This is a genomic window from Streptomyces sp. NPDC096136 (assembly GCF_044763325.1).
Taxonomy (GTDB): domain Bacteria; phylum Actinomycetota; class Actinomycetes; order Streptomycetales; family Streptomycetaceae; genus Streptomyces.
In genome coordinates, this window is sequence record NZ_JBIWFZ010000002.1 from 327,175 (window position 1) to 344,696 (window position 17,522).

13 protein-coding genes are annotated in these 17,522 nt (G+C 75.3%); 8 read left to right on the top strand and 5 right to left on the bottom strand.

The window, feature by feature from the left end:
* Positions 1 to 242 precede the first annotated feature (242 nt).
* The gene (locus ACIRBY_RS04545; RefSeq protein WP_403896020.1) at positions 243 to 950 is read left to right on the top strand and encodes an SDR family oxidoreductase; all 708 of its coding nucleotides are present in this window, start codon (positions 243 to 245) and stop codon (positions 948 to 950) included.
* A gap of 12 nt (positions 951 to 962) precedes the next feature.
* Here the strand turns inward: ACIRBY_RS04545 and ACIRBY_RS04550 are convergent, their stop codons facing one another.
* From ACIRBY_RS04550 to ACIRBY_RS04560, 3 genes are all read right to left on the bottom strand, one after another.
* Positions 963 to 2,978 (bottom strand): NAD-binding lipoprotein, encoded by a 2,016-nt coding sequence (locus ACIRBY_RS04550; protein ID WP_403896022.1) that lies wholly within the window; start codon positions 2,976 to 2,978, stop codon positions 963 to 965.
* Positions 2,979 to 3,186: 208 nt separating this feature from the next.
* Complete coding sequence (locus ACIRBY_RS04555; protein ID WP_403896025.1) at positions 3,187 to 3,780, bottom strand: NAD(P)H-dependent oxidoreductase; 594 nt, start codon at positions 3,778 to 3,780, stop codon at positions 3,187 to 3,189.
* 42 nt (positions 3,781 to 3,822) lie between these two features.
* The gene (locus tag ACIRBY_RS04560) at positions 3,823 to 6,987 is read right to left on the bottom strand and encodes an AAA family ATPase (protein WP_403896028.1); all 3,165 of its coding nucleotides are present in this window, start codon (positions 6,985 to 6,987) and stop codon (positions 3,823 to 3,825) included.
* Positions 6,988 to 7,301: 314 nt separating this feature from the next.
* Between ACIRBY_RS04560 and ACIRBY_RS04565 the strand changes: the two genes are divergently transcribed.
* The 3 genes from ACIRBY_RS04565 to ACIRBY_RS04575 all read left to right on the top strand — a co-directional run bounded on the left by ACIRBY_RS04565 (position 7,302) and on the right by ACIRBY_RS04575 (position 10,853).
* Positions 7,302 to 7,964: a LuxR C-terminal-related transcriptional regulator gene (locus tag ACIRBY_RS04565; protein ID WP_403896031.1), complete on the top strand. Its 663-nt coding sequence runs from the start codon at positions 7,302 to 7,304 to the stop codon at positions 7,962 to 7,964.
* Between the two features lie 166 nt (positions 7,965 to 8,130).
* Positions 8,131 to 8,832 (top strand): DUF4255 domain-containing protein, encoded by a 702-nt coding sequence (locus tag ACIRBY_RS04570; protein WP_403896033.1) that lies wholly within the window; start codon positions 8,131 to 8,133, stop codon positions 8,830 to 8,832.
* Positions 8,829 to 10,853, top strand: coding sequence for an ATP-binding protein (locus ACIRBY_RS04575; protein ID WP_403896036.1), 2,025 nt, complete (start codon positions 8,829 to 8,831; stop codon positions 10,851 to 10,853). Before ACIRBY_RS04570 ends, ACIRBY_RS04575 begins: the two co-directional genes overlap by 4 nt.
* Positions 10,854 to 10,883: 30 nt before the next feature.
* Here the strand turns inward: ACIRBY_RS04575 and ACIRBY_RS04580 are convergent, their stop codons facing one another.
* Together ACIRBY_RS04580 and ACIRBY_RS04585 are read right to left on the bottom strand one after the other, a co-directional pair.
* Positions 10,884 to 12,284 carry an RICIN domain-containing protein gene (locus ACIRBY_RS04580; protein ID WP_403896039.1) on the bottom strand — a complete coding sequence of 467 codons (1,401 nt, stop codon included), beginning with the start codon at positions 12,282 to 12,284 and terminating at the stop codon, positions 10,884 to 10,886.
* 81 nt (positions 12,285 to 12,365) lie between these two features.
* Complete coding sequence (locus tag ACIRBY_RS04585; protein ID WP_403896042.1) at positions 12,366 to 14,069, bottom strand: DUF4157 domain-containing protein; 1,704 nt, start codon at positions 14,067 to 14,069, stop codon at positions 12,366 to 12,368.
* Between the two features lie 265 nt (positions 14,070 to 14,334).
* Here ACIRBY_RS04585 and ACIRBY_RS04590 point away from each other — a divergent pair, with 265 nt between their 5' ends.
* The 4 genes from ACIRBY_RS04590 to ACIRBY_RS04605 all read left to right on the top strand — a co-directional run bounded on the left by ACIRBY_RS04590 (position 14,335) and on the right by ACIRBY_RS04605 (position 17,131).
* Positions 14,335 to 15,939, top strand: a complete 1,605-nt coding sequence (locus ACIRBY_RS04590; protein WP_403896045.1) for a phage tail sheath family protein — start codon at positions 14,335 to 14,337, stop codon at positions 15,937 to 15,939.
* A gap of 81 nt (positions 15,940 to 16,020) precedes the next feature.
* Positions 16,021 to 16,464 carry a phage tail protein gene (locus ACIRBY_RS04595; protein ID WP_366449579.1) on the top strand — a complete coding sequence of 148 codons (444 nt, stop codon included), beginning with the start codon at positions 16,021 to 16,023 and terminating at the stop codon, positions 16,462 to 16,464.
* Positions 16,464 to 16,976 (top strand): hypothetical protein, encoded by a 513-nt coding sequence (locus ACIRBY_RS04600; protein WP_403896048.1) that lies wholly within the window; start codon positions 16,464 to 16,466, stop codon positions 16,974 to 16,976. The genes ACIRBY_RS04595 and ACIRBY_RS04600 overlap by 1 nt, the downstream gene beginning before the upstream one ends.
* Entirely contained in the window at positions 16,973 to 17,131 is a 159-nt protein-coding gene (locus ACIRBY_RS04605) for a DUF6760 family protein (RefSeq protein ID WP_403896051.1), read from the top strand. Before ACIRBY_RS04600 ends, ACIRBY_RS04605 begins: the two co-directional genes overlap by 4 nt.
* The last annotated feature ends 391 nt before the right edge of the window (positions 17,132 to 17,522 follow it).

A 17,522-nucleotide genomic window follows, 5' to 3' on the forward strand; every position in this document is an offset into this window, starting at 1 on the left:
ACGCCGACCGGCTGACGCGATCATGCAGGGGCGGCGGGTGCGGCAACAAGGGCGCATGGGGGCGGCCACCGGCCCGTCCGGTCGCGCGGCGGTCCGGTCCGAGCGGCCTCCGGCCTGCTCGGTGGGCCGTGGGGAGTACGTCCGAAGGCGGGGTCCGTCTGCGACTCGGGGCTGATCACGGGCGACGGTTGGCGGCATAGCCTGCCGTCCGGGTCCTGGTTCGTCCGCGTGAAGGAGAGAGAATGAGCACCGCCGCACCGGTATCGCTGGTCACGGGCGCCAACCGGGGAATCGGCCGGGAGACCGCGCGTCAGCTCGCCGCGCTCGGGCACACCGTCCTGCTGTGCGCGCGCCGCCGGGAGGACGCCGAGCGCGCCGTCGCCGTCCTGGCCCCGGCAGTGCCCGGCAGGCTGCTGCCGCGCCGGCTGGACGTGACCGACACCGAGGGCGTCCGTGCCCTCGCGGTCGCTGTGGAGGCGGAGTTCGGGCGCCTCGACGTCCTCGTCAACAACGCCGCCGTCAACTACGACACCGGCAGGCGCGCCGTCTCCGTCGACCTCGACGAGGTCCGGAGCACCCTGGAGACCAACCTCCTCGGCGCCTGGCGCACCGCGCAGGCGTTCCTGCCGCTGCTGCGCCGCTCGGCCCGTCCCCGTCTGGTGAACGTGTCCAGCGAGTCGGGTTCCCTCGCGCACATGTCCGGCGGGACCCCCGCCTACGGGGTCTCGAAGGCGGCGCTCAACGCCCTCACCCGCAAGCTCGCCGACGAACTGCGCGCCGAGCGGATCCTGGTGAACGCCGTCTGTCCGGGGTGGGTGGCCACCGACATGGGAGGCCCGGGCGGCGCACCGGTCGAGCGGGGCGCCGCCGGCGTCGTCTGGGCCGCCACCCTGCCCGACGCGGGCCCCACCGGCGGCTTCTTCCGGGACGGCGAAGCGCTGGACTGGTAGGGGCCCGTCGCGTCACCGGGCGCCGTCGGGGACCTCGCCCGCCCCCGGGAATCCGTCGGTGCGGGCTCCGGGGACGGTGCGGCGGCGTTCGCGGGGCGCTGCGGCCCCGGTGGCCGGGGCGAGCACGATCACCGCGTCCTCGGGGCCGAAGGCCCGCCGCTCCCGCTTGTCGGGGTTCAGCCGGACCCCGTACGAGGGGCCCTGCGCGACGGCGTCGTGGAGCCGGTAGCCGATGACGCAGTGCCCCTGGCGGCGGCCGGACTCCACCACGGTGGCGAACGCGACCGGGCGGCCGGGCCGCACGTACCCCGTCGCGGGCCTGAGGTGGAGGGTGTCGCCGTCGGCCGAGAACAGGCTGTCGAAGACGGCGGCGAGGTCCCGGTTCTCCGCGATCTGCGTCATCAGGAGGCTGATGAGCCGGCCGCCGACGATGAAGTCCGCGCCCTCCCGGGCGGGGGCCAGCAGCCGGCTCCGGTCGTCCGCCATCTCGGTCACGACGGCCAGTTCGCGACCGGCGGCCTCCTCCAGCGCGCGCAGGTGGAGGAGGGTCACCAGGGTCCGGTCGTCGCCGGTGAGCGCCCCCGGGGCGGTGTCCCGGACGTCGTATCCGAGGACGACGGCCCGGTCGAAGGACAGGACGTCCAGGTCGTCCAGGACGCGCGGATCGGTGATGTCGCCGCCGCGGACGTCGACGTGCATCCGCCGGCCCGGTGCCAGGGCGCAGCGGTCGGCCTCGCGGAGGAGGTCCGCGCCCTCCGCCATGACCGTGAGTACGGATCCCGGCGGGGCGCACGCGTCGAGCTGTTCCATGATGAGCGGCGCACGGTGGTTCCAGCCGAGCAGCAGGAAGCGCTCGGCCGGCCGGGGCGTCCCGGGGGCTGCGACGATCGCCGGCTCGTCCACGGCGGCCGGCTCGGCGGCCGGGGTCGCCGTGTCGTCGTCCGCGGTGATCAGGACGATCCGGTCGCCGTCGCCGAGGACCCTGTCGGCGGCGGGGTTGAGTTCGACGCGGCGCCCGCCGGAGCGCAGGAGTCCGATGACGCTGGAGGTGTCGTACGCGAGGAGCAGTTCGCCGAAGGTGCGTCCGGTCAGGGAGGGGGCCGCCACGGTGTAGATCTCGTCGCCCTCGAAGTCGAGCAGTTCCCGGTAGACGAGGGAGAGTCCGGGCTCGCAGGAGGTCTGGGCGATGAGCCGGGCGGTGACGTCCTCGATGTCCAGCACCCGGCCGCGGCTGCCCGCGGCGAGCTCCGCGGCGCGCCGGTGGCGGCCGTCGCGCACCGCCGCGACCACGGCGGGGCCGCCCCGCCCGCGGACGGCCGCCTCCACGGCCAGTAGCGTCTTGACCACGTGGGCGTCGCCGTCCTCGCCCGCGTGGGTGAGGACCAGGACGGCGCGGGCCGATGCGGGGCTGACGAGGGAGACGACCGCGGGGTCGGTGGTGGCGCCGCTGCGGCAGATCAGCCGGGTGCGGCGGAGCCGGCCGACGGCGGTGGCGATCTCGTCCTCCATCTCGGCCTTGTCCTTGGGGCCGAGGACCGCGATGACGGCCCGGCGCCGGTTGGCATTGGCCTCGACCAGTTCGGAGATGATCGGGAACACCTGGTCGGACCAGCCGAGCAGGACCGTGTGCCCCGCCTCCAGGACGGTGGACCGGCCTCGGCGCAGGTCCAGGACCTTGTCGTTGAGTCCGTTGGTGATGAGACCGACGAGCGTGGAGACGAAGAGCAGGGCGACGAGGGCGAGCAGGACCGACATGAGCACGTACAGGGGGCTGCCGACGGCGCCGCCGATCTTCAGCGTCTGGCCCACGCTCACCCATACGGCCACGACCTGTTCCGACCAGGTGGTGGGCCCGTCGCGTCTGGCCCACACCAGGGCCGCGCTGGCCGGGACCACGACGGCCAGGCACATGAGGGTGAGCCAGCCGATCAGTACGGCGGTCCCGCGGGCCACGATGGTGTCGAACCAGTAGCGCACCCGCGGCCAGGCGGGGCCCGCACGTCGGGTGGTCGTCCTGCGTCCCGTCAACCGGAGTTCCTCGCTCGGCTGGGATGCCGGAGCGGACGCTGAGCTGCGTTCTGCCCGGCATCGGCGGTTTTGTACGGTCTCCAGGTTAGTGAGGGGGACCCGGACCCGGGCGACGCAGCCGTGAACTCCGCCCTACGCGTGACGGTTCGCCCCTGTTTTCGTCATACGGGGAGGCCCGCGGGTCGTCCGCCCGGGTGTCGGGCGCCCTTCAGTCCAGGAGGGCGGCCGCCTCCCGGCGGGCGCGGTCCAGCCAGGCCTCGCGTTCCCCGCCGGTCGAGTCGCCGACCGTCCGGAAGACCACCCGGCGTACGTCCCGGATGCCCACGTAGGGCAGGACGCACGCCGACCAGATGCTGTGCAGGGGGTCGCCGAACTCGCTCTCCTCGCGGGCCGCGGGAGTGTCGGAGGTGTTCAGCACGAGGGCCTTCCCCGCCCCGAGGAGCCCGGCGGGCTCCCCCTGCGCGGTTCCCAGCTTGTAGGCCACGCCGGGCACCAGGACCCGCTGCACCCAGCCCGTCAGGACGGCGGGCGGCATCCCCCACCAGTTCGGGTGGACGAACACCAGGGCGTCCAGGGCGGCCACCCGGGCCCGGTGGAGCGCGACCTGCGCGTCCTGGGCGCGTGCGGCCTCCTCGACCGTCCCCGTCTCGCCGGCCGACAGCAGGGGATCGAACCCCTCGGCGCAGAGGTCGTGGGCCGACACGTCGGCGCCGCGTCCGCGCAGCTCCTCCACCACGGCGTGGAACACCGCGTGGTTGAAGCTGCCCGGGCGCGGGTGGGCGAGGTAGACCCCGATGTGCATGCGTCCCCCGGTGTTCGAATCGAAATCGGATCTTGTCCTCCGTCATTGTCTTCCGGTGCCGGGGCCCCGCAAGTTTCTTGCGTCAGGGCCCCGTTCGGGATCGCCGGCGGCGGTGTGCCGGTCGGTGCCGAGGGTGGCGGCCAGTTCCGACCTGCGGCGTATGCCCAGTTTCCGGTAGGTGCTCGTCAGGTGGGTCTCCACGGTGCGGCGGGCCACGTGCAGGAGATCGGCGATCTCGGTGTTCGTCCGTCCCGCCGCCGCCAGTTCCGCGATGCGGCGCTCGCTGCCGGTCAGCGCTCCCGAGCCGGTCCGGGCCGCCGCCGGGACGCGGGCGCCGCCCTCGCGGAGGGCCTGCTCGGCCAGCGCGAGCAGCCGCAGCCCGCCCCGGCGTTCGGCCAGGTCCGCCGCCTCGCGCAGGCGGTCGCGGGCGCGTCCGCGTTCGCCCGCGGCGAGGAGCTGGCGGCCCTGGGCGAGGAGGGCCTCGACCAGCTCCATGCCGGCGTCGGCGGGCGCTCCCCTGAGGGTCTCGACCGCCTCCTCGGCGAGCTCCAGGCCGTGCCGGCCGCCGGTCACCGCACCGAGGACGCGCAACGCGCGCCCCACCGTGCGCGGGGTGTTCCACACCCGGGCCAGCCGCAGCTCCTCGGCGGCCAGGGCCAGTGCCTCCTGGCCGCCGCCGAGGGCGAGGCGGCACTGGGCCACCGCCGTCCGCCAGGGGGTGACGATCGGACTGAGCACCTCCCGGGCGGTCTGGCGCCGGCCGCACTCCAGGAAGTCGTGGAGCGCGGCCGCCGGGTCGCCGGCGGCCAGGCGCTGCACTCCCCGCGCGTAGAGGAAGCGGTTCAACTCCCAGGATTCGGGGGCGCGGCCGAGGTCGAAGGCGTCGGCGAGCCGTCGGGCCTCCTCGGCGCGCCCCGTGTGGACGAGGGCCATCAGCACGTGGGCGTCCCGGTTGGACGGTCCGCTGTGGGCCTGGGCGGCGACGGCCGCGCCGTCGTCGCGGACGGCGATCAGCCGGGCGATGTCGCCGCGGGCCGCGGCGATGTCGGCGCGGGTGTTGAGCAGCGCGTCCTCCATGGGGTGGAGCAGGCCGGGGTGCTGGCCGACGAGGCCGCGGTCCACGAGCCGGTCGGCCTCGTCGAGTTCGCCGGCCCATTCGGCCACCGCCGCGGCCGTCCCCAGCAGGAACGGCTCGGCCAGCGGGTCGGAGGGCTGTGCGAGCAGGGCCCGGACGCGGGTCATGGCCTCGCCGGCCGAGATCAGCCCGGCGGTCGCCTCGTAGCGCACCAGCAGGGCCCGTCCGGCGGTGCCGACGCGTTCGGGCGTGCGCTCGCCGCTCTCGGTGAGCCTGCGGTAGGTCTCCTGCCGGGTCGCGAGGTCGGCGTCGGACAGCAGGGCGGTGGCGGTCCGCACGGTGCGGGTCAGGCCCGGGTGCCCGTCGAGGCTGCCCTCGGTGCGCCGCAGCACCTCCAGTGCGGTGGCGACCTCGCCGCGGCCGACCAGGGCCGTGCCGAGGGCGACGGCCGCGCGCACCCGGTCGCGGGGGGCGGCGGGCAGGTGCTGTGCCTCCGCCAGGCGGGCGATCGCCACCGCGCCGCCGGCCGAGGCGTACTCCAGGGAGCCGAGCTCGGTCAGCAGCCGCTGGCGCCGGTCGTCGGAGAGCGGTTCGTCCAGGGCGCGGCGCAGGTAGCCGGCGGCGTCGCCGGGGCGGGCGTCGTGGACCGCGACCGTCGCCGCGTCGCGCAGCACCCGCAGGGCCCAGGGCAGGCCGATGCCGGGCGCGCGCAGCAGGTGGGCGGCGACCGCCTCGACCGGGTCGCCGCGCCGCAGCATCGTCTCCGCCGCCGCCCGGTGCGCGGCCTCCCGCCGTACCGTCGGCCAGCCGGTCAGCACGGCGTCCCTGAGCAGCCGGTGGGCGAAGCGGGGCCGACCGGCGGGGTCCGGGCGCAGGATTCCGATGCGGGTCATCGCGGTGAGCCAGCCCGCGACCCGTGCGGGGTCGGCCCGGGCCGCCCGGGCGAGCACCGCGGCCACGTCCGCGGCCACCGCCGCGGCGACGCCCGGGACCACGCCCGGGGCCGCGTCCGGGTCCACGCCCGAAGCCACGCCCGAAGCCACGGCCGGGGCCACGCCCGGGGCCACGCCCGGGGCCACGCCCGGGGCCACGTCCGAAGCCACGGCCGGGGCCACACCCAGGGCCACGCCCGGAGCACCGTCCGAAGCCACCCCCGGGGCCACGCCCGGAGCACCGTCCGAAGCCACCCCCGAAGCCACGGCCGGGGCCACACCCGAAGTCACCTTCTCGGCGGCCTGCGGGGCCGCCGTGCCGCCGGGGACCGCGGGGGGTCGCTCCTGCGGACCGTCGGGCCAGGCCTCCTCCAGGGCCGCCAGGCAGCGGGCCACCTCGGCCGTGGCCGTGCCCGCGCTGTCCAGCCACCACGAGACGGCCGCCGGATAGCTTCCGGGATAGAGCGCGGCGCAGGTGTCCGGCAGCGGCGGGACCGCGTCCGCCGAGGAGCGGGCGGCTCGCACACCGCCGCCGAGGTCGTCGATCAGGGCGTCGAGCAGCAGCGGGTGGCCCGCCCCGGCCCGGACGAACTCCGCGGTCCGGTCGGGGCCGGCCCCGGGCCAGGCGGCGCGGACGAGTTCCGCGGCCGACGCGTCGCCGAGCGGGTCGATCGTGTGGGTGCGGACGAGGGACGGGGGCAGGGACCGCGCGAGCCCGTCGTCGCGGGCGAGGACGTCGTACTGGCTGCGTTCGGCCACGACCAGCAGGACCGGTAATCGGTCGATGCGGCGCGCGGCCTCCCGCAGCCACTGGCGTGACGGGGCGTCGGCCAGGTGGACGTCGTCGACCGCCAGCAGCAGCGGGCCCGCGTCGGCGTAGGCGCGCAGCAGCCGCCACAGGCGGGCGGCGCTGCCGCGGTCGTCGCCGTCGGGCGTGATGTCCGTGAAGTCCGGTACGGGTCCCAGGAGTTGCAGCACGGTGGCGAACGGCACCCCGGTGTCCTCCTGCGAGCACCGCGCCCGCAGCACCCTCAGCCCCCGGTCCTCGGCGTCCCGGACGGCCGCCTCCAGCACGGAGGTGCGGCCGGTGCCGGTGGCTCCCCGGAGCAGCACCAGTCCGCCGGATCCTGAGCGCGCCCGCTCCGACTCGGCCGCCAGCAGGGCGCGGACGCCGTCGCGTTCGCGGAGCGGTCCGGTCATCAGTGCCTCCTGCGGCGGTCGGTGTGCCTCACCCCGGGTGAGACGACGTGATCCCGGCCGGGGTGCTGTGGAGTGGCGTACCTCACTGCCGCTCCCCCGGCCTGCCCGGCCGCCCCGGGACCCTCGGTGACCTGCGGCGATCCGGCCGGTCTCGTGGTGGTCGCCCCCGCAGCCTCGTGGTGTGCCCCGTGGTGCTCCACGATTGCGGTCCGCGCGGGGCCCGCAGAAGGGTGGAGGGAGCTCATCGGCTACCGGCCCGCGCTCCGCGGAGGGCCGCTGAACAGGGGAATCGGTTGCTCAGCACATCCCGGACCATGATCACGTCCTCTTCCGCCGCCGGCCGGAGCGCCGGCTCCGCGGACCGGCGCGTCCCCGTGGCGGTGTCCGCCTCGGACCCGATCAGCCGTGAGGGCGCGGTCAGCCAGTTGCGCAGACACCCCGGGATCGAACTGCGCGAGGAGTCCGGCCCGGGCACCGTGGCCCTGCTCGTGGAGGACGCCCTCGACGAGGCGGTCCTGACCAGGCTGCGCCGGATCGTGCGCAGCGAGGGGGCGCGCGCCGTGCTCGTGGTGGGCGCGATGCGCGAGAACGAGCTGCTGGACGTGGTGGAGTGCGGTGTCGCCGCCATCGTCTGGCGCCGCGAGGCCACCGCCGAGCGGCTGGTGCAGGCGGTGCTGGCCGCGTCCCGCGGCGACGGCGACCTGCCCGCCGACCTGCTCGGCCGGCTCATCCACCAGGTGGGCACGCTGCACCGGAGCGCGGCGGGCCGCTCCGGCGGCCCGGTCCTCGGGCTCACGCCGCGGGAGGTGGACGTCCTGCGCCTGGTCTCCGAGGGCCTCGACACCGGTGAGATCGCGGGCAAGCTGTCCTACTCCGAACGGACCGTCAAGAACGTCATGCACGGACTCACCACACGGCTCCACCTGCGCAATCGCGCACACGCCGTGGCCTTCGCCCTTCGGGAAGGCTACATCTGACCGTCCGGGCACACGAAAGGGGCTCCACGCGTCCGCGAGGGCAGGGCGCACTGCCCGGACGCCGTCCCCCGTGCCCCTGCGGCCCGGGCGGCGGCGCGGGGCACGATCGGTGGAGGGATACGGGCCGGGCCGTCCGGCGCCGTGCGGGCAGGGCGGGAGCGCGGGCGTGATCCACGAGGTGGACGAGACACTCAAGGGCCTCCTCGGCGGCGGCGCGCTGGCCGGGTCGGGCATCGAGGTGTCCTTCGAGGCGCCGACCCGCGAGTGGGCGGCCCGGCGCAACGCGCCGGTGGTCAACGCCTACCTGTACGACATCCGGGAGGACGCGGCGCTGCGCCGGCGCGGCCACATGGCGGTGCGCGACGAGCGCGACGTGGTCGTGCGGCGGCGCCGGCCGCCGCGCTGGTTCCGGCTGTCGTACCTGGTGACGGCGTGGACGAAGACGCCGCAGGACGAGCACCGGCTGCTGTCCGCCGCCCTCGCGACGCTGCTGCCCCGCGAGCTGCTGGCTCCGGACGAACTGCCGCTCCCGCTGCGGGCGCTGGGGCTGTCCGTGCCGCTGACGGTGGCCGGCGGGGAGGCGCAGTCGCGGTCGCTCGCCGAGATCTGGTCCGCGCTGGGCGGCGAGCTGAAGCCGTCCCTCGACCTGGTGGTGACGGTGCCGTTCCCGGCCTTCCCGGAGTACGACGCGGGGCCGCCGGTCACCGAGGGCGCCACCGTCCGGGTGGGCGGCCTGGACGGCGACCCGGCGGTGTCCGAGGGCCGTTCGCACCGGCCCCGCCAGGTGGCCGCCGCCCGGAGGGCCCGGGCCTCCCGCCAGGAGGCGGACCTCGGCCAGGAGCCCTCCCGCCGCCCGGACGCCCGGTGAGCGCCCCGTCCGCCGTGCCGGCGTCGGATCCCGGGCCGCAGGCGGCCGTCACCGACGGCGCCCGCGCGCTGCTCGCCCGTCTCGACGCGCTGCGCGGGCGGGTGTCCGCGCTGGTGGAGGGGCGTTCCGTCGGCGATCCCACGGCGGACGACCCGCTGCGCGGCCTCTACCTGTCGCAGGAGGCGGTGCGCCATCTCCTCGGCAGGCGGCCCGAGGCGGCGGACGGTCCCCCGGGCGGCGCCGGCGAGGAGGCCGCCCCGGGCGACCGGCTGGCCCGGCTGGCCGGGAGCGCGGGCCTGAACGCACTCGACGTCGCCGTCCTGCTCGTCGCCCTCGCCCCCGACGTCGACCGGACCTTCGAACCCCTCTACGGCTACCTCAACGACGACGTGAGCAGGCGCCGGGCCACCGTCGGCCTGGCCCTCGACCTGTGCGGGGCGTCGGCGCAGTCGGCCGCCGCCCGGGCCCGGCTGCATGCCGGGGCGCCCCTCCTGGCGCTGGGCCTGCTGGAGGTCGACGAGCCCGAACGCCCCTTCCTGACGCGTGCGCTGCGCGTGCCCGACCGCCTGATCGGGCACCTCCTGGGCGACGACACCCCCGACGCCGCGCTGCTCGGCCTGCTGCGCCCGTTGCCGGAACCGCTGCCTTCCGGCCCCGCCGCCGACGGGTTCACCGACCGGCTCGCGGCGCTCCTGGCGTCCGGCCGCGCCACCGTCTACCTGCGGGAGCGGCGCGGGGGCGACGGCCTGGCCGCGTACGCCGCCGCGCTGCGGGCCGCGGGCCTGGACGGGCTGTGCTGCGCCGAACCCGGCGAGCAGGTCGCCGCGCTGCTGCGCGAGGCCCGTCTCAGCGGCCGGGCCGTCGTCGTGCCGGCGCTTCCCGAGCAGCCCGGGCCGCTGGTGCGGGCGCTCGGCGCGGCGCCCGACGTGACCGTGCTGATGGCCGATCCCCGCCCGTACGATCCCTACTGGTGCCCGGAGGACCCCCTGGTCCTGGACGCGCCGGAGCGCCGTGACGGCGATACGGCCGCCTGGCGGGCCGCGCTGGGCGCGGACGCCGACGGCTTCGACCTCGCCGCGACCGTCGCCCCGTACCGCCTCGGCGGGGACCGGGCGCGGCGGGCCGCGCGGGCCGCGCGCGCGCTGGCCGCCTTCGACGGCGGTCCGCTGACCGCCGCCCACGTGCGCAGCGGCGCGCACGGCCAGTCGGCCTCCGGGTTGGAGGGACATACCCGGCGGATCCGGCCGGCCGTGGACTGGGACGACCTGGTCCTGCCCGAGGGACCCCTGGAGCAGCTGCGCGAGCTGGCGCTGCGGGCCCGCCACCGCGACCGCGTGCTCGGCGACTGGCGCCTGAGCGCGGGCGGCGGGCGCGGCCGGGGCGTCCTCGGCCTCTTCGCCGGGGACTCCGGCACGGGCAAGACGCTGTCGGCGGAGGTCGTCGCGGCCGACCTCGGACTCGACCTCTACGTGGTCCAGCTGTCGTCGGTCGTGGACAAGTACGTCGGCGAGACCGAGAAGAACCTGGAGCGGATCTTCACGGAGGCGGACCGCACCGACGCCGTGCTGCTCTTCGACGAGGCCGACGCCGTCTTCGGCAAGCGCTCCGAGGTCAAGGGCGCGCACGACCGCTACGCCAACATGGAGAGCTCCTACCTGCTCCAGCGGCTGGAGTCGTTCGACGGCATCGCGCTGCTCACCACCAACCTCCGTGCGAACATCGACGAGGCGTTCACCCGGCGGCTGGACCTGGTGGTCGACTTCCCGTTTCCGGACCCCGGGCAGCGCCTGGCCCTGTGGCGGCACGGGCTGGCGCACGTGCCGTCCGTCGAGGGCCTCGATCCGGCCGCGCTGGCGCGGGACTTCGAACTGGCCGGCGGTTCCATCCGCAGCGCGGTGGTGACCGCCGCCTACCTCGCCGCCGGGCGCGGCGGCGAGGTGACGGCACAGGACCTCCTGGAGGGGGCGCGGCGGGAGTACCGCAAGGCGGGGCGGCTGGTGCCGGGCGAGGGGACCTGGTGATCCGCCGGCCGCCCCCGCGGGCCGGTCGTCTCAGCCGGTCTTGGGGTGGACGATCTTCCACTCCTGGTTGCCGGTGTTGGTGCAGTCGGAGATGTTCAGCTTGTCGTCGACGTTCGCACCGCCGTTGACGTTCAGGCACTTGTTGTTGCTGGCGTAGTTGCGGATCCAGTAGTCGCCGCTGTCCTGCTTGTCGATCCACCACAGCTGGTTGTCGGCGGTGGTGCCGATGCAGTGGAACTCGCCGATGCCGGTGCCCACGGGACGGGCGCCGTACTCGCCGAGGTCCATGCAGAACTGGTCCTTGACGTTGCGGATCTGGAAGAGCGGGGTGCCGCCGGGGCCGAGGTCGGGGTACTTGACCTCGAGGTTCCAGAGCTGGTTGTCCGTCTCGCTGCCCACGCAGCCGGCCTGCTGCACGGCCAGGTTGATCCGGCCCTTGTCGTTGCCCGGCAGATCGGCGCACATACGGGTCGCCGCGTTGCGCAGCAGGACCTTCTCCGCCGGGACGACGGGCGCCGGTCCCGCCGGCTTCGCGGGCTTCTCGTCCCCGCCGCCGCCGTCGTCGTCGTCCTTGGGCTTCTCGCTCTTGGCCGACGAGGGTTCCGGGCTCGGCGGCGGGGGCGGTGCGGACAGCGGCGGGGCGGGGGGCAGGACGGCGCCCGCCTGCTCGGTGGCCTCGGTGGCCGCGCTGCGCAGCTGGGGCTTGTAGGAGATCCAGACCATGACGAAGGCGAGGGCCAGGGCCAGGAGGAGGCCGGAGAACGTGGCCAGCCAGCGCGGCAGGAACCCGCGCTGGACGTAGGTCCCCTCGACCTCCAGCGGCTCGGCGGCGGAGCGGCGCACCGCGAGGGTGTACGGCCGCTCCTCCTTGGAGCCGAACCAGATGATCCGCCGGGGCCGCAGGGTCGTGTCGACGAACGCGGCCCGGCCGGGTTCGATCTGGACGTTCCCCGGGCGGATCTCGTAGGCGAGGTGGTCGCCGTTGTCGCTGCCCGCGACCGATGCCGTCACCTTGGTGTTGCCGAGGTTGTCGACGGCCAGCCTGGGGCGTCCGCGGAAGCGGCCCTTGACGGTCGGCGGAACCAGTTCCGCGCGCACCTCGGTGAACGGGGTGATCGTCAGGTTCCCCTCCGGAACCGTCACGGCTTCGGGGTGTTCGGTGGGCGTGATCCGTACCGCGTACGGGTTGGGGCCGGCGGTGGCGTCGGGGGTCCGCGGCGGTGCGAAGGTCAGCTCGACCGTGCCGGTCGTGCCCGGGTACAGGCGCAGGGTCGCCGGCTCCACGGTGGTCCAGGGCGCCACGTCGCCGACGGGTTCGAAACGGTATTCGTCCACCACGTCGCCGGTGTTGCGCACCCGCAGGCGCACGCGCGTGCTGCTGCCGGGGTCGACGGTGGCGGAGGCGGGTTCCAGGGAAGTCCAGAGGCTCACCCCCGGCACGCTAACCGGGCCCGCGCCCGCGGGCAGGAGCCTCGGGGGCAGACCCGTTGCCCCGGCGGACCCGCCGCCCCGTCAGCGGCGGGGGTCGCGGGCGCCGTTGGTGATCAGGATGAACTGGGCGTAGGAGTCGGCGTTCATCAGGGCGCGCCGTCCCATCGCGTACCAGTTGGGCTGCCGGTTCCCGTCGTCGTTCCTGCCGCTGTACTCGGCCGGGGCGCGCAGGGCGCGCTTGCCGAGGTTGCTCTGCTCCTGCCGGGCGGCCTCTTCGGGGAAGTCGCGCGTCAGGTCGTCGACGACGGTGTCCTGGGTCAGCTCCGCGTCGCGCGGGCTGTACTGGTAGTCGAGGGTGCCGGCGAACCGGTGGGTGGCCTCGTGGACGAAGTACCAGGCGATCTGGCCCTGCTTCGTGAGGTGGATCGGACCGGAGCGGGCCGTGTCCATGGGCGGCAGTTGCTCGCTCTTCTGCGGATGCGGCATGAGCTTCTCCGCCAGCGGCCAGTCGACCCAGCCCATGACGGAGGGGGGAGCGACCCCTTCGCCGACCAGGGCGATCTGTGCGCCCTGGGCGTCCAGGCCGGCCTTGATGCGGTGGACGACCTCGGCGATGTGGGGCAGGAAGGCCGCGATCTGCCGGGGCGTCATGGCCCGGAACGCGGGGAAGCCGGAGCGCAGCCCGGCCAGGAGCGCGCCGCCCGGGCCGTCCGCCGCGGTCCCCAGCAGGGCGAGGGCCGAGGCGATGTACCGCTTGGCGGTGACCAGTTCGCGGCGGGCCGCCGACTCGCGCTCGCGCTGTTCGCGCTCCGGGATGGCGCCCTTGCGGGAGAAGACCGCGTTGCCGCTGCTGTAGAACTCGCCCGTCGCGTCGTCGTACACGTCCGCCTGCCGTGGTGTGATGCCGGCGGGCACTCCCACCTGGGCGGAGGTGCGGATGTCCCGCGCGTCGTCGCGGTTGCGCCAGCGGGTCCCCTGCCCGTCGACGGCGTCCGTGTAACTGCCGCCGGGCTCGTACTCCCAGAGCGTGCGCTGGACGGCCTCGGCGCCGGGGGCGGCCGCGGCTGTCTCCTCCCGCGGCTGTCCGTCCGTGTCCTGCGTCCCCTCGACGGGGGCCCGCTGGGCCACGGAGGGGGCGGTCGCGCGTCCGGCCGTGAAGGCGGCGCCGTCGGCCGTCGCCGCGCGCTCGGAGCCCTGCCCGGGGTCGGTCACGACCATGCCGCTGCCGTGGTCGTGGCCCGTCTCGGGAATGCCCCGGAGGTTCTTGTCGAGGTGGCTGGCCTCGTGGGCGAGGATCTCGGTGTTGCCGGCCGCTCCGGGGCCGAGCAGGATGTGGCTGCCGACGGTCACCGCGTGGGCACCGAGCTCCGCGGCGGCGCGCTGGGCCATCGGGTTGTCGTGGACGCGCCCGGCGCCCAGGCCGTCGTTGCGGTAGAACGTCTTCGCCCTGCTGAGGAACGGGTCGGGGAGGGGGCTGCTCGGCGTGGCGAGCGCGGACCGCAGGAGGGCGAGTTTCGACGCGGGCCCGGTCTCCTGCGCCCCCTCGTGGCCGTGGTCGTGGCCGTGGTCGTGGTGTACGGCCTCACGGCGCTGGACGGCCGGCTCCGGGTGGCCGCAGCCCGGGCCGTGCCGGTGCCGCCGCTCCTCCATGGCGCGGGCCACGGCCGCGTTCCCCGCCGCCTGGTTGAGGTCCAGCAGCCGCTGGACCGGCGCGCTCGGCGGCACCGTCCGGCGGGGGGTGTCCCGTTCGTCCGACGACGGGTTCCGCTGACCGTGCGCGCGCATGACGCTCCCTCTCGACTGTCCGGACGCTGGCCGTCCAGCCTTACCCGGCGCCGCGCCCGCCCGACAGGTCCCGGAGGGCAGACCCCGGGGCAGCCTGGGCCGCCCCCGCCGCCGGGGCCCGTCGGCGGACGTCGCGGATCTGCCCCCGCGGGCAGCGGCGGGGGCAACGGGGGTGCCCCCGGTCGGGTACCGGGGGACGTTTCGGCGGGTCCGGTGCGCGCGTCAGGGTGGAGGTGTCCTGTCTCGTATCCGAGGAGAGCAGAGCATGCCGTCCTATCTGTCGCCCGGCGTCTACGTCGAGGAGGTGGCGAGCGGTTCGCGCCCGATCGAGGGAGTCGGCACGTCGGTGGCCGCCTTCGTCGGTCTGGCGCCGACCGGCCCGCTGAACGAGCCCACGCTGGTGACCAACTGGACCCAGTACGTCGCGGCCTTCGGCGACTTCACCGACGGCTACTACCTCGCGCACTCGGTCTACGGGTTCTTCAACAACGGCGGTTCCACGGCGTACGTGGTGCGCGTCGGCGGCTCCGCCGAGGACGCCGGCGGCCAGGGCCGGGCGTCCGCGCCCGCCGCGGTCACCGGCGGGGCCGCGCCGGCCGCGCTGCCCGCCGCCGAGCCCCGCCGGCTGGGCACCTTCGCCGTGACCGCCACCGCGGAGGGCGGCTCCGGCCCGCTGTCCGTCGAGGTCGCCGACGCCGAGGGCGAGGGCCCCGCCGAACGCTTCCGGCTGATCGTCAAGGACGGCGACACCCCGGTGGAGACCTTCGACGTGACGGCGAAGAAGGGCAGCCGTTCGTACGTCGTCACGCAGGTCAAGGAGCGTTCCCGGCTGATCGCCGTGACCGAGGCCGCCCCGGCCGCGCAGCTGGCCCGCCCGGAGAACCAGACCGTGGCCCTGCCCGCGCCGCCGGCCGCGCCCGCCGGGCCGGCCGTACCGGCCGCCCGCGGCGAGGACGCCCACCCCGGCCCGGCGCAGTACCTCGGCGACTCCGCCGACCGCACGGGCTTCGGCGGCCTGGAGGCCGTCGACGAGATCTCCATGGTCGCCGTGCCCGACCTGATGGCCGCCTACCAGCGCGGCGCCATCGACCTGGAGGCGGTCAAGGCGGTCCAGCTCGGTCTGATCGCGCACTGCGAGCTGATGGGCGACCGGGTCGCGATCATCGATCCGCCGCCCGGCATGAACGCCCGCGACATCCGGGTCTGGCGCCAGGAGACGGCCAACTACGACTCCAAGTACGCGGCCCTGTACTACCCCTGGATCAAGTCCTTCGACCCGGCGACCGGCCAGTCGCGCCTGGTCCCGCCGAGCGGCCACGTCGCCGGCGTCTGGGCCCGCAACGACTCCGAACGCGGTGTGCACAAGGCCCCGGCCAACGAGGTCGTGCGCGGCGCCGTCGACCTCGAACTCCAGATCACCCGCGGCGAGCAGGACCTGCTCAACCCGATCGGAGTCAACTGCATCCGGGCCTTCCCCGGCCGCGGCATCCGCATCTGGGGCGCCCGCACCCTCTCCTCCGACCCGGCGTGGCGCTACCTGAACGTCCGCCGCTACTTCAACTACCTGGAGGAGTCGATCCTGATCGGCACCCAGTGGGTGGTGTTCGAGCCGAACGACCACAACCTCTGGGCGCGGATCCGCCGCAACGTCTCCGCGTTCCTGGTCAACGAGTGGCGCAGCGGCGCCCTGTTCGGGCAGAGCCCCGAGCAGGCGTACTACGTCAAGTGCGACGAGGAGACGAACACCGCGGAGTCGGTCGACCTCGGCCGGGTCATCTGCGAGATCGGCATCGCCCCGGTCAAGCCCGCCGAGTTCGTGATCTTCCGGCTGGCGCAGTTCTCCAGCGGCAACGGGGAGCTGGAGGAGTAGCCGGGCGGCGGGGCGCGGAGCCCGCCTCCGCCCCGCGCCGCCTCCCCGTGCCCCTCCCCTCTCCAGAAGGACAGCGAACCCATGAGCCTCCAGCAGGGCGACTCCCTCACCTCACACAACTTCGGCCTCCAGATCGACGGGGTGATGGTCGAGTACCTCGCCGAGATCAGCGGTCTCACCCTCGAACAGGACGTCATCACCTACCAGCAGAACAGCGCGCAGGGCCGGCCCGAGATCGCGCTGCTGCCCGGTGTGCAGAAGAACGGCCAGTGCACCGTCGTGCGCGGCATGACGCAGTCGACGTCGTTCACGGAGTGGATCAACGACTCGATCCGGGGCCAGATGAGCACGGCCCGCAAGAACGCCTCGATCATCATGATGGACTTCGAGGACAACCCGGTGAAGCGCTACAACCTGCGCAACGCCTGGTGCAGCAAGATCGAGACGAGCACGGTGAAGGCCGGTGAGGCCGCCGCGCTGACCGAGACCGTCACCATCGTGTTCGAAGAACTGGTCATCGAATAATGCGGCGTTCGACTGCCAAGGCCCCCGCCCAGGCAGTACCCCAGACCGCGGCGGCGGGGGCCGGGATCCCCCACTCGGCTCCCGCCGCCGCACCGGACCGCGCACCCGCCGGACCGCCGGCCGACCCGGCCCCGCGGCAGTCGCTGCGCACCGAGTTCCCGTTCGAGCTGCCGCGCGGGTACGTCGACGACGCGGGCACCGTGCACCGCGAGGGCGTCATGCGGCTGTCCACGGCGCGCGACGAACTGGTCCCGCTGCGGGACGTGCGCGTGCAGGAGAACCCGGCGTACCTGTCGGTGGTGCTGCTCGGCCGGGTCATCACCCGGCTGGGCACCCTGCCGATGGTGCACGACGGGATCGTGGAGAACATGTTCGCGTCCGACCTGGCCTTCCTCCAGGACTTCTACCGCCAGATCAACGCGGAGGGCCACACCCGCGCGGCCGTGCGGTGCCCGCACTGCTCGGAGCCCTTCGAGGTGGAACTCGGCGGGAGCCGCCTGGGGGAATCGTGACGTACGCGACCGACCGGCTGCACGAGGAGATCGCGTACGTCGCCTACCACTTCCGTTGGGGCCCGGACGCGATCCTGGACCTGGAGCACCAGGACCGGCGCCGGTACACCGAGCAGATCGCGTCCCTCGTGACGCGCGGCGCGACGGAGGGCTGAGCGGGTGGCATTCCTGGACCGGCTGCGGGGGCGGCGCGACGACGACCGCGGGGCGGCGCCGTCGGGCGGCCACCCGGCTCCGGAGGGCGGGCCGGCGGCGGAGACCGCCGGGGCCGCCGTACCCGGACCCTCCGCGGGCCCCGTGGCCCTCGCCGGCTGGGTCGGCCTGCCGCCGCTGCGGCGGACCACGGGCGAGGTGCCGGCCGGCGTCGCGGACACCGCGTTCGGCGGGCGGCTGCCGACCTGGCAGAACCCGTCGTTCACCCGGGCTCCCTCCCCCGCCGTCCTGGACCCGGCGGCGGGCGGCGGCATGCTCTCGGGCGCGCTGACCGGGGCGGCCCGTCCGGTCGCGGGGCCCGAACGGCCCGCCCCGGGCCTGCCGTCGGGCCGC

Coding starts and splice junctions, on each gene's coding strand:
- ACIRBY_RS04545 (WP_403896020.1), top strand. CDS start 243: ATGAGCACCGCCGCACCGGTATCGCTGGTCACGGGCGCCAACCGGGGA.
- ACIRBY_RS04555 (WP_403896025.1), bottom strand. CDS start 3,780: ATGCACATCGGGGTCTACCTCGCCCACCCGCGCCCGGGCAGCTTCAAC.
- ACIRBY_RS04560 (WP_403896028.1), bottom strand. CDS start 6,987: ATGACCGGACCGCTCCGCGAACGCGACGGCGTCCGCGCCCTGCTGGCG.
- ACIRBY_RS04565 (WP_403896031.1), top strand. CDS start 7,302: ATGATCACGTCCTCTTCCGCCGCCGGCCGGAGCGCCGGCTCCGCGGAC.
- ACIRBY_RS04585 (WP_403896042.1), bottom strand. CDS start 14,069: ATGCGCGCGCACGGTCAGCGGAACCCGTCGTCGGACGAACGGGACACC.
- ACIRBY_RS04590 (WP_403896045.1), top strand. CDS start 14,335: ATGCCGTCCTATCTGTCGCCCGGCGTCTACGTCGAGGAGGTGGCGAGC.
- ACIRBY_RS04595 (WP_366449579.1), top strand. CDS start 16,021: ATGAGCCTCCAGCAGGGCGACTCCCTCACCTCACACAACTTCGGCCTC.
- ACIRBY_RS04600 (WP_403896048.1), top strand. CDS start 16,464: ATGCGGCGTTCGACTGCCAAGGCCCCCGCCCAGGCAGTACCCCAGACC.